Source organism: Micromonospora sp. LZ34, from assembly GCF_052981855.1.
In genome coordinates this window covers 94,151-104,454 of sequence record NZ_JBRIQN010000026.1, presented here as the reverse complement: position 1 = coordinate 104,454, position 10,304 = coordinate 94,151, and the positions used below count along the sequence as shown (strand labels likewise).

Annotated in this window: 8 protein-coding genes; 3 read left to right on the top strand and 5 right to left on the bottom strand. The window is 68.9% G+C overall.

The window, feature by feature from the left end; genetic code table 11:
- Window positions 1-42 precede the first annotated feature (42 nt).
- Both ACVCAH_RS24840 and ACVCAH_RS24835 read right to left on the bottom strand, forming a co-directional pair.
- Entirely contained in the window at window positions 43-369 is a 327-nt protein-coding gene (locus ACVCAH_RS24840; protein WP_447138607.1) for a hypothetical protein, read from the bottom strand.
- An 18-nt stretch (window positions 370-387) separates the two neighbouring features.
- Window positions 388-585, bottom strand: a complete 198-nt coding sequence (locus ACVCAH_RS24835) for a hypothetical protein (protein WP_447138606.1) — start codon at window positions 583-585, stop codon at window positions 388-390.
- Window positions 586-812: 227 nt separating this feature from the next.
- Between ACVCAH_RS24835 and ACVCAH_RS24830 the strand changes: the two genes are divergently transcribed.
- The gene (locus ACVCAH_RS24830) at window positions 813-1,223 is read left to right on the top strand and encodes a hypothetical protein (RefSeq protein ID WP_447138605.1); all 411 of its coding nucleotides are present in this window, start codon (window positions 813-815) and stop codon (window positions 1,221-1,223) included.
- 493 nt (window positions 1,224-1,716) lie between these two features.
- On the opposite strand, the gene ACVCAH_RS24825 is transcribed toward ACVCAH_RS24830, so the two are convergent.
- From ACVCAH_RS24825 to ACVCAH_RS24815, 3 genes are all read right to left on the bottom strand, one after another.
- On the bottom strand, window positions 1,717-2,469 hold the full coding sequence (locus ACVCAH_RS24825; protein WP_447138604.1) for a DUF4184 family protein: 753 nt from the start codon (window positions 2,467-2,469) through the stop codon (window positions 1,717-1,719).
- A gap of 92 nt (window positions 2,470-2,561) precedes the next feature.
- Window positions 2,562-3,323 carry a septum formation family protein gene (locus ACVCAH_RS24820; protein WP_447138603.1) on the bottom strand — a complete coding sequence of 254 codons (762 nt, stop codon included), beginning with the start codon at window positions 3,321-3,323 and terminating at the stop codon, window positions 2,562-2,564.
- Between the two features lie 515 nt (window positions 3,324-3,838).
- On the bottom strand, window positions 3,839-6,367 hold the full coding sequence (locus ACVCAH_RS24815; RefSeq protein WP_447138602.1) for an alkaline phosphatase D family protein: 2,529 nt from the start codon (window positions 6,365-6,367) through the stop codon (window positions 3,839-3,841).
- Window positions 6,368-7,069: 702 nt separating this feature from the next.
- Here ACVCAH_RS24815 and ACVCAH_RS24810 point away from each other — a divergent pair.
- Both ACVCAH_RS24810 and ACVCAH_RS24805 read left to right on the top strand, forming a co-directional pair.
- Entirely contained in the window at window positions 7,070-8,617 is a 1,548-nt protein-coding gene (locus ACVCAH_RS24810; RefSeq protein WP_447138601.1) for an alkaline phosphatase D family protein, read from the top strand.
- Between the two features lie 234 nt (window positions 8,618-8,851).
- The gene (locus ACVCAH_RS24805; protein WP_447138600.1) at window positions 8,852-9,607 is read left to right on the top strand and encodes a DinB family protein; all 756 of its coding nucleotides are present in this window, start codon (window positions 8,852-8,854) and stop codon (window positions 9,605-9,607) included.
- Window positions 9,608-10,304 lie beyond the last annotated feature (697 nt).

Here is a 10,304-nt window from a genome sequence, read left to right as displayed (position 1 = left end):
ACACGCGATGACCCAGCCGGTCACCGCACCCCTGAAAACCAGCTAACCAACTCTCCACCAAACCCGGGGCTTGACATCCACATCGCCGTCGGCAAGGCGCCGGAAGAGGCGGAACGCTTCGTCGGACGTGACGCCCGTCCGGTGAAGCGCCTCCCCTCCAGGTTTCGTGTTCTCCAGGACCACCAGTCCGCGTGCTCCCGCGAACCTTCCCAGCGACCATCCAGACCAGTTCTGGGTCAGCCACACATCGCCGTGCTCCGGATCGATGACATCGCTGTCCAACTCGGAGAGCAGCTCGGTGATCTTTGCGTCAGGGACGTCGTCCAGGCTTTCCGATGTGCCGTGACGATGCAGAAGCGAGTACCTCACGACGTAGCTTCACCTCCCTCAGTTCCTCGGAGCCCCGTTCGGAATGGCCCGCTCGGCGTAGCAGGTCGCCCAGGTGCCGCTGTCGTATTGGAAGGAAACGCGAGGTCCGGCTTGACGGCGTAGTCGATGTTCGCCGAAGCGGTGTTGTTGCTTGCCGACGATTCGTGGCTCTGCGTCGAAGCCTTTCGCCGTCACGGTCACCTCCTGGCCGTCCATGCCAGCAGCCAGGACGGCCCCCAGGCTGCACCTCCCGTCATGCCAACCACGCCGGCTACATAGGCGACGGCTGGGTTCACTGGCCGAGGACCGCGGTGTACGCAGCCGTAGGTTAGCCCCCGCCTCGGACAGCGATGTCATCGCGGGGCAGCGGCGGGTCTGCCCGCCGTCTACTGTCCTCGCCTATGCAAACCGAACCGATAGTGATAGATAGAGTCGACGGGCCCGTGGCGGTCGAGGTGAAAGCCCTGGGCAGTCCGCGGGTCCTGGTGGGTGGCGTCCCGGGAACCGGCCGCCGGAAAGTCTTCGACCTGCCCGCGGTGGGCGGCGGGACGGTCCGCGCCAAGCTGAAGAGCACCATCCTCGACCCGTACCCAGTCATCGAGATCGACGGGGTGCAACACCGGACCGGGCCGGAGACGCCGGCTGTGCTCAGGATCCTGATTCTGCTCCCGTTTCTCCTGGTCTTCGTAGGCGGGCTGATCGGCGGTCTCTTCGGCGGGGTCGGCTTCGCCATCAACCACTCGATCGCCCGCAGTGATCAATCGACCGGGGCGAAGGCGGCCCTGATGCTCCTGGCGACGCTGGGCGTTTGCCTGGCGTACCTTGTCCTGGCCGGCACCGTCCTAGCGGCTTAAGGACCAGCCGGCGTGCCCCGGCGGGCGTCTCCGGCGGAGGACCGCACCCACCGGACCCCGGACGCCCGCCGCTACCGAATCGCGAGCGAGGAAGCTGACCGCCGCGAGCAGCACCAGGTGCACCCCGGCCTGAAGCACAACCGCCCGAGCCCGCGATCAGCACGCCGGGTCACGGCGGTGAGCGCGAGCAGCATCAGCTGGCCGTCAATGCCGAGCAGCAGCGGCCCGTCCACCCGGATCGAGAGGTCTGCTGTGTTGCCCGTGGGGGACCGAGGCAGGCTTGACGGTGAAGTAGTCCAGTCTCGTCGCCGTACGTCGCGGCCAGAGTCGACGTTCACCGGGTTCCAGCTTCCCGCGGTGGTGATCACCATCGCGACCAGGTGGGTACCTGCGCTACAACCGGTCCTACCCAGAGGTTGAGGAACTCCTGGCTGATCGCGGTATTGAGGTTTGGCTACGTTACCGTCTTCCGGTGCAACGGCCCCGGCATCGGTCAGCGGGGGGTCGGGGGGTCGTGCCGGGCCAGGACGGCGTAACAGGCAGCGAGGACGATCGCGGTCGTCAGGCCGGCACCGCCGGCATAGGTGACGACCAGGAACAGCATTCGCTGCGGCCCTACCCCTTCGGACGCGGCCAAGGCAGCACCGCCGGCGGCGGCGAGCCCGATGACCGTCCATGCCGCAACCACCAGCGCCCGCTCGGCCGACGGCCACTGCGCGGTCGGGGGCGACGGCGTACGCCACCATCGGACCAGCCATACCACGACGGCGGCGGCGCCGACGACGCCGCTCACGCGCTGCGCCCAGCGATAGCCGGGCGTGCCGAGGTGCGAGTCGGCCAGCCAGCCGATATGCGCGGTGCCCCACATTCCGTCGTGGGTGAACGAGTCCCACAGCACGTGGGTCGCCGCGCCGACCACCAGCGAGACGACCAGCATCGCCGCGCGGACAGCCCGCCGATGACCCGGGCGCGCGGGCGGGGGTAGGCGATCGCGTAGCCGGGCCGGCGAGATGGCGATCAGGAAGCGAGCCAGCAGCCCGTGCCACAGGGCCACTGCCGCCAGACCCAGCACCACGTCGACGCCGAGGACTCCGGCGAACGAGTGGGTCAGCGTCGCCTCCACCGGCAGCGGCAGGTAGTACGGCAGGTCGGGAACCATGCTCCCGATCACCAGGGCCGACGGCACCAGCCACGCTGACCGCGCCAGCGGCAGCACGGCCGCGACGTGGCTACCGGTGAACGGCACCTCGCCCTCCCTCGCTCGCTCGGATGGATCCCTGGTGCGCTGTCATCGCTGGCGGAGGCAGGGCACAGCAATGCGGCCGTGTCGCCGCAGGGTCAGCCGCGCAGGGAGCCGGTGCTCATGCCGGCGGGATCCATTGCGACGCAGGTGACATTGTGGTCACCTCTAATCCACGCTCGCTGCGTCGGATAGAGGACGAAGAGTTCAAAGGATTCAAAGTCCGCCGTCGGGGCGTAGGACTCGAAACGGTCGTGGCAGCCCTGGTCCGCCTTCTCCAACACGCGCCCCTCGCCGGGCCAGTCCCGTCCCGACAACGCGAAGGCAGCGAAGACCTCGCCCTCGTGTGGTTGCGCACAGGGAACCGCCGGCAGACTGAGAACGTTGTCGCTGTCTTCTAGACCGTTGACACAGTCGCCCGGCCGCAACTGCCGGGCGCTCACCGAACCGCCGTCGGTTAGCTCGCCGGCGGGGTCGCGGCCGGCACCCGAGGCGATCGCCACCAGGATCAGTGCGGCCAGACCCAGCACCCAAACACCGGAGAGCGCCAGGCCGGCGACCGCCAGCCCTTTGCCGCGGTAGGGTCGGTTACGCATCTGGACGAGCGCGACGATGCCAAAGATCACGCTCAGCAGGACCCCACCGATGACCCCCAGCACCAGGGAGGCCACCGCGAAGCCGTTGATGCCCGGGTCGGGCGGCACCGGCTGGTAGGGCTGGTACTGCGGATACGGCTGGTAATGGGACCTCTCGTCGCCAGACGGCGCGGACGGGTAAGGCGGCAGGGCGGGTTGACCGGGCGGATCGAGTTGGGCCACGGCGGCGACCATATCAACGATCTTGGGCAGGAGCAGACCCACTGTGATCTGTGGACGGCGCCCGACCGGGGTGGCTTGGGTGCTGAGTAGTTTCAGCTGGGGTCACCAACCAGCCGCCACAGCCGGGAAGATCCACCGCGAGTCCCTGACAGACATCGAGGTGTACCCGGCCGTTAGGGGTCAATTCGGTGCAGTTCGTTTATCGGCTTCAACGGTGGCTGCCCTCTGATGAGAGGGTGACGTGGGCACGTTCGGAACCGGACCGTTCAGCAGCGATGGCGCCCTGGACTTCCTCGAAGAACTCGCCTAACGGCCGCCGGAGCAGTGCCTCGACGCGCTCCGGCACATGTTCACCTACGTCCTGGCCAACCGCGGCCGCCTCTGGCGAGACTTCTTCCCTGACTAGGTCGTCGCGGCGGTAGCACTCGTGGCCGCCGTCTTCCGGGCGGCGAGCACGTACAACCCCACCTGGCGGATCTGTCTGACAAGACAGACATGGCGATGCTTCCCGCGTCACCGTCGGATCTCGCCGCGCCCGCACTGCCCACGTCGAACCGTCAGAGTTGGCCGAGCACCGCGAACGGGTCAGCGTCCTCGCCGCTGTCGACGGCCGCGATCCGGCGCCGCAGCGTGAACGTCTCGCCCGGTGCGAGGGTCACCTGCCGCTGGCTCATCACCCAGTTGTAGGCGGCGTACGCGACGAAGTCCGTGTCCTCGTAGAGCAGTCCGTAGGTGTGCCGGTCCGAACCGGTCATCCCGACCCAGGGCGCGGTGGGCGGGTAGTCGGCCGGGGTGCCACTGGTGATGGTTCCGTGCCCCGGGACACCGCTGCGCTGGCCGGCGCCGTCGTGGTCGAGCGCGTCGCCGGTCCAGAAGGTGCGCGGCGCCGTGCCGAGGTTGGTGAAGACGCTCTCCGCCGTCACCCATGGTTCGTTCGGCCGGATGGTGTACGTCGTGACGACCCGCAGGTCGGGCACGGCGGTGCTGGTGCCCGTAGCTCGTACGGTCGCCGCCGAGCCGCTGCCGGAAAGCACCTCCACCGCAGTGGACCGGACGGTGCGCTGCTGCCAGGCGTTGCCGCCGCGGGGCTGCATCGCCGAGGCGTACGGCAGGTTGATCCAGTCGAGCTGGTCGAGGTGCCCGACCGCAGCCAGGTCTAGTGGTTTGCCGACGGTGACTCCGGACAGTTGCGGGTCGTCGGTCCCGGCCGAGACGGCCAAAGCCACCAGGTCGTTGCCGAGCACCAGGTCGGCCGTGCCTGCTTGTGACTGAGGTCCGGGGATCGTTCGACCGGTGCCGGCCCTGGTCGCGGCCCGATGCAGCGGCAGGTCGAGCTTCGTCGGCGCGCCTTCGACGACGGTCACCGGATGGCTCACCGGCTCGTAGCCGACCCCGTTCACGGCGACGGTGTACCTGCCGGGCGGGGCGAAAGCGAGCACCTCGCCCGACGGGTCCGTGGTGCTCGCCACCGGCTGGATGCCGTCCGCCGCGGTCACCGTCACCTGCACGTTCGGTAGGGCCGCGCCCGTGGCCGCGTCGGTGACCCGAGCGATGATGCCGTCGCCGGCGTCGATCCGTCGCGCTCCCGGTGCGCCGTCGAGCACCTCGAACGCGGCGATCGTGTACGCCGGCGAGGCGGCGTCTCGGGCGTTCAACACGATGCGCAGGTCAGCCCGCCAGCGCTGCTCGGTGACGTCGCAGATCACGTAACCGCGGTAGCTGCCGTTGTAGAACTTGACGTGCGGGTTGGCCGCGAGGCCGGCCCGGACGTCGGCGTCCCACCCGGCGCCGGAGGAGATCGACGTGCCGACGAACTCGGTGGCGACCGTCTTCGAGCCCGGGTCGGTGAAGTCGGTCTTCAGGTCGTTGACCCAGTGGGTGTGCCAGTCCCCGCTGAGGACGATGGGATTCGAGACCTGCTGCGTGGCGATGAAGTCGAGAATGCGGGACCGCGCCGGCGGATACCCGTCCCACTGGTCCAGGTTGACGATCTGCCCGGGCCCGAGGTCGTAGTCGAAGGCGGCCATGATGGTCTGCTGGGCGATGACGTTCCAGCGTGCCCTCGACCGGCCCAGCCCGTCGAGCAGCCAACGCTCCTGCTCCGGGCCGGTCATGGTGCGGGTCGGGTCGAAAACCTCGCCGGTCGGTTCCTTACGACCGTCCCCCAGCGCCTGGTCGCTGCGGTACTGCCGGGTGTCGAGCACGCTGAACTGGGCCAGCCGGCCGAAGTTGAGCCGGCGGTACATGAGCATGTCAGGCCCGGTGGGGCGCTGCTCGGGGCGGAGCGGCAGGTGCTCGTAGTAGGCCTGGTAGCCGTTGGCGCGTCGCTCCAGGAAGGGCCGGCCGTCGGCCGGGCCGGGCGGAATGGAGCCTGCGTAATTGTTCTGCACCTCGTGGTCGTCCCAGGTCAGGACGAACGGAAACCGGGCGTGGGCGGCGCGCAGGTCCGGGGAGGTCTTGTAGAGCGCGTGCAGGCGGCGGAACTCGGTGAGGCTTCCGTTGGTGGTCTCGTAGATGTAGTCGCCCAGGTGGACGACGAAGTCGAGGTCCTGTGCGGCCAAATCCCGGTAAGCCGGGTATGGGCCGCCCACCCAGGACTGGCAGGAGACGAAGGCGAACCGCATGTGGTCGGCCTTGGCACCGGGTGGCGGCATGGTCCGGGTACGCCCGGTGCGGCTGTACACCCCGTCAGCGCGGAAGCGGTACCAGTACCAGCGGTCGGGGGCCAGGTCGCCCGCGACCACGTGCACGGTGTGCGCCGACTCCGGGGCCGCCGTCACCTCGCCCGACTGGACCACATGGCGGAACTGCGGGTCGCGGGCCACCTCCCAGGCGACCTGAACGGGATACGCCGGCATCCCGCCATCGAGCACGTTCAGCGGATCCGGCGCCAGCCGCGTCCACAGCACGACGCTCTCGTGGTCCGGCTCGCCGGACGCGACCCCGAGGGCGAACGGCGCCGGGTCCAGTTCGTCCGCGTACGCCGCAGGAAGCTCCGCGACCAGTTGGCTCACGGCAACCACGCCGGCGGTACCGCCCGCGAGGGCCAGGAACCGTCGCCGGCTGATGGAGGATGCGTCCGCCACTGCCACACCTGCCTTGATCGAGACGAAGTAGTCCCGACAGCGTCGACAGTCCGACCGCCCGACCCCTGAAGATCATGTGAAGGGCAGAGGTCCGGCGAGTGAGAATTCCGCTCAGGTAGCAAGCGCGAGCAGACGGGGGACAGGTTTAGCGCCGTCACGACGGAAAGAGATCGCATCGACCAGCAGATCGCGATCTCATCGCAACCCGCGACAGGCTCGACGTCGGCATCAAGGACGCCGCCGCGAACGCGGCCGCGGGCGCGGGCGCGCGGTGCCGCATTGGGTAAGCCGCCGACTGACCGATCGCGTGTGATCAGACAACTGATGTGCGGCGCACGCCGTGGAAGACCTACACGCCCCGACCCGTCCGGCCCGGTCGCGGTCGACGATCGCGAACGCTCGGCGCAGACATTCCTGGTCGCGGTCGTCGCAGGCTCGTCCGGCACGGTACGCCGCGCGGTGGCCAGCGGCCCGGACATCTACGCGGTCACGGCGCCCCTGGTCGTGAAGGCGGCCGGACTACGTCATCGTCGACGATGGACGGCCAGGTCGTACCGCGGCGCCTGCGAGGGGCCGTGGCTGCGGCAGCAAGAGTTCGATGTGCGCCCGCCCGTACACCGACGGCCTTCGTCCGGCAAACTCCCGGCAATCTCGGTCCCAAGAATCGGTGAGATCCGTTATCTCTCCCGAAGGGACTGTGGCATGCCCGCAATCGACCGGCGCGCATTCCTGGGACTGACAGGCGCGGCAGGAGGAGGTGTTGCCGCGGCCATCGCCGGCCTCTCGTCCGCACCGGCGTGGGCAGCGCCCGACTTCACCGACGAACCGTTCACGCTCGGGGTCGCCTCGGGGGATCCGCTCCCCGACGGCGTCGTCCTGTGGATCCGCCTGGCCCCGAACCCGCTCGCCTCTGACGGGACCGGTGGGATGCCGCCGCGCGTCGTGCCGGTGGTGTGGCAGGTCGCCGAGGACGAGCAGTTCCGCGGGGTGGTACGTGCCGGTGAGGAACTCGCCACACCTGAGCTGGGTCACTCGGTGCACGCCGAGGTCAGCGGGTTGCGCCCCGACCGCGAGTACTACTACCGGTTCCGCGTGGGCAAGTTCCTCAGCCCGGTCGGGCGGACCCGGACGGCACCGGAGTACGGCGCGGACCGCCGGCGGATGGCCTTCGGCTTCGTGTCCTGCCAGAACTTCCCAGCTGGGCACTTCACCTCCTACCGCCACCTGGTCGAGGAGGACCTTGACCTGGTCCTGCACCTCGGCGACTACATCTACGAGGGCCCGGGGACCAGTGCGATCGGCCGCGCACACCTGCCCACCACCGAGGTCTTCTCGCTGATCGATTACCGGATCCGGCACGCCCAGTACAAGGGCGACCCCGACCTGCAGCTCGCGCATGCCCGCTTTCCGTGGGCCGTCACCTGGGACGATCACGAGTTGGAGAACAACTACGCCGACGAGAACTCCGAGGACCCGAAGCAGTCTCCGGAGAGCTTCCGTCTGCGCCGGGCGATGGCGTACCAGGCGTACTACGAGCACATGCCGCTGCGCCGGGCCAGCATCCCGCACGGACCCGACATGCAGCTGTACCGGCGGCTCACCTACGGCAACCTCGCCCAGTTCAACATTCTCGACGGCCGGCAATACCGCTCCGACCAGGTGCCGACCGGGATGGACGACCCGTCACGGACCATGCTCGGCAGCGTTCAGGAGAAGTGGCTGCTCGATGGCCTGACCGCCTCGACGGCGCGGTGGAACGTGCTGGGCAACCAGACCGTCATCGCGGAAGCCGACCGGGACCCCGGCCCCGGCAAGACGCTGTCGAACGACAACTGGAACGGCTACCCAGCGGCGCGGCAGCGCCTCTTCGACGGCGTGGTCGAGCGCGGCGTGCAGAACATGGTGGTGGTCACGGGCGACGCGCACTGCAGCATGGTGGCGGACCTCAAGCAGAACTTCGACAACCAGTCCTCGCCAACCGTCGGAGTCGAATTCCTCGGCACCTCCATCTCCTCGGGCGGTAACGGCTCGGACATGGACGGTCGGGGGACCGAATGGCTGGCCAGCAACCCGCACATGCGGTTCTACAACGGGCGGCGGGGATACGTCCGCTGCCTGCTCGACAACGAGCAGTGGCGCACCGACTACCGGGTCCTGCCCTACGTCACGACGCCGGGCGCACCGGTCTCCACCCGCGCCAGTTTCGTCGTGGAGAGCGGCCGGCCGGGCGTCCAGGTGGACACGGCCTGACGAACTGGCAGCGCAGGAGCCACCGCGTCGTCAGGCCGATGTCCGGCGGCAGATGCCTTGTCCGCCGATCCTGACGACGTGTCCGACACAGCCGATGCGGTTCTGGCCACGGTTGCTCGTCCTCGCGCTGCTCACCGCGGCAGGTGCGCTTGCCCCCTGGCACCGGGCGAGAGCACCGTGCTCACGCTGTGCTACCCATTGACGCAGGCGAGACGGATGCGGAAAGTTGTCTCGATGCCTGCTGCGTACGCCCAGAGTGACCAGTTCCGTGGTGCCCGCATCCACCTATGCGATCTTGCCGGCCTTGAGATTCGCGATTGCGAGGTCAGCGGCCTGAAGATCGTGGACTGCTATGGGGGCGACGTCTACCTCGGTGGCGCCTTCGAGCGTCTCGTTGTTAACGACGTCGACGTGACTGCCTTCGTCGAGGCCGAGCTCGACCGGCAGCATCCCACGCGGGTGCTGGCGCGTGACGCCGCGTCCTCCGTCGACTACCGGGCTGCTTGGGATGCCATCGAGACGCAATGGGAGGCGACGCTCGACCGCGCCAGGCTCCTGCCCGAGGCCAAGTTGCACGAGCAGGTCAACGGCGAGTGGTCGTTCGTCGAGACCCAACGGCACCTGCTGATGGCCGGCGATGCCTGGCTTGGTAATGCCGTGCTCGAGGAGGATGCGCCGTATCACCCGTTGGGCCTTCCTTACGGCGGGATGCCGCCCGACGCAGCGGCGAAGCTCGGGCTCACCCTCGAAGCCACCCCGACGCTCGACGAGGTACTCGCGCCGCGGCTCGCTCGCATGGCCACGATGCGGCGTGTCGTCGACGGGCTCACCGAGGCCGAGCTCGATCGGGTGTGTGGTCGCAAGCCGGCGGACCCATATCCAGACCGGGAGTACGTCGTGCGCCGCTGCCTCAAGGTGGTGCTCAAGGAAGAGGCCGAGCATCACCGTTACGCGGTACGCGACCTCGCCGTGCTCGAGGCCGGTGCCTGAACCGGGTGAAGGCGCCCACCGAGCAGGAGCGCTGACCGGTCGGGCGACTTCCAGCCGCAGTGCTGCTGCTACTCCCGGCTCCTCAGCTCCCGTCCCTGGCAGTTGGCAGTGGGCGAATCCTTGCTCCTTTGCTGCCAGGCCGGCGGACCACGTACGCCGGGAACTCGCCTGCCAGCAGCGTGCGGCCCTAATACCGCCAGTTTTCGCAAGATCGTCACTCAAGGGCCAGGCCCGCCGGCGCGGGAGACCCGGGCAACGGCGCTGCCCGGTGCGAGCCACCCGTTGCAGACTTTGATCGTCGGTGTGGAGCCACGAGAAACTGTCAGGCGTATTCGTAGCGCAGGGTGCGGCCGTCGAGCCAGGGGACGGTGACGGCTGAGGGCAGGTCGGCCTGGCGCAGGACGGGTGAGTAGGCGCGTCGATCGAGGCGGACGACGATATGGTTGCGGCGGTGCAGGATGTGCCCGCCGGTGGTGAGGAATCGGCGTTGCAGGGTGTCTGGGTGGCGTAGCCGGGTAGGCGTCTGCGGAGGGCGGCGCAGACGGTGTGGGCGAGGACGGACAGCACGACGTCGAGGTCGATGTTGAGGGGGACGGCGCCGGCGAGGGCGTCTAGGCCGAAGGGGTTGCCTGGGGTGGCTGGCTGATGCGGACGACACCCCCCGGACAGGGTATGAGCCGGAGGCGGCCAACCGGAT

What these genes read in the sequence shown, in the direction of transcription:
- ACVCAH_RS24805 (WP_447138600.1), top strand. Translation starts at nt 8,852, where the DNA reads ATGCCTGCTGCGTACGCCCAGAGTGACCAGTTCCGTGGTGCCCGCATC.
- ACVCAH_RS24835 (WP_447138606.1), bottom strand. Translation starts at nt 585, where the DNA reads ATGGACGGCCAGGAGGTGACCGTGACGGCGAAAGGCTTCGACGCAGAG.
- ACVCAH_RS24810 (WP_447138601.1), top strand. Translation starts at nt 7,070, where the DNA reads ATGCCCGCAATCGACCGGCGCGCATTCCTGGGACTGACAGGCGCGGCA.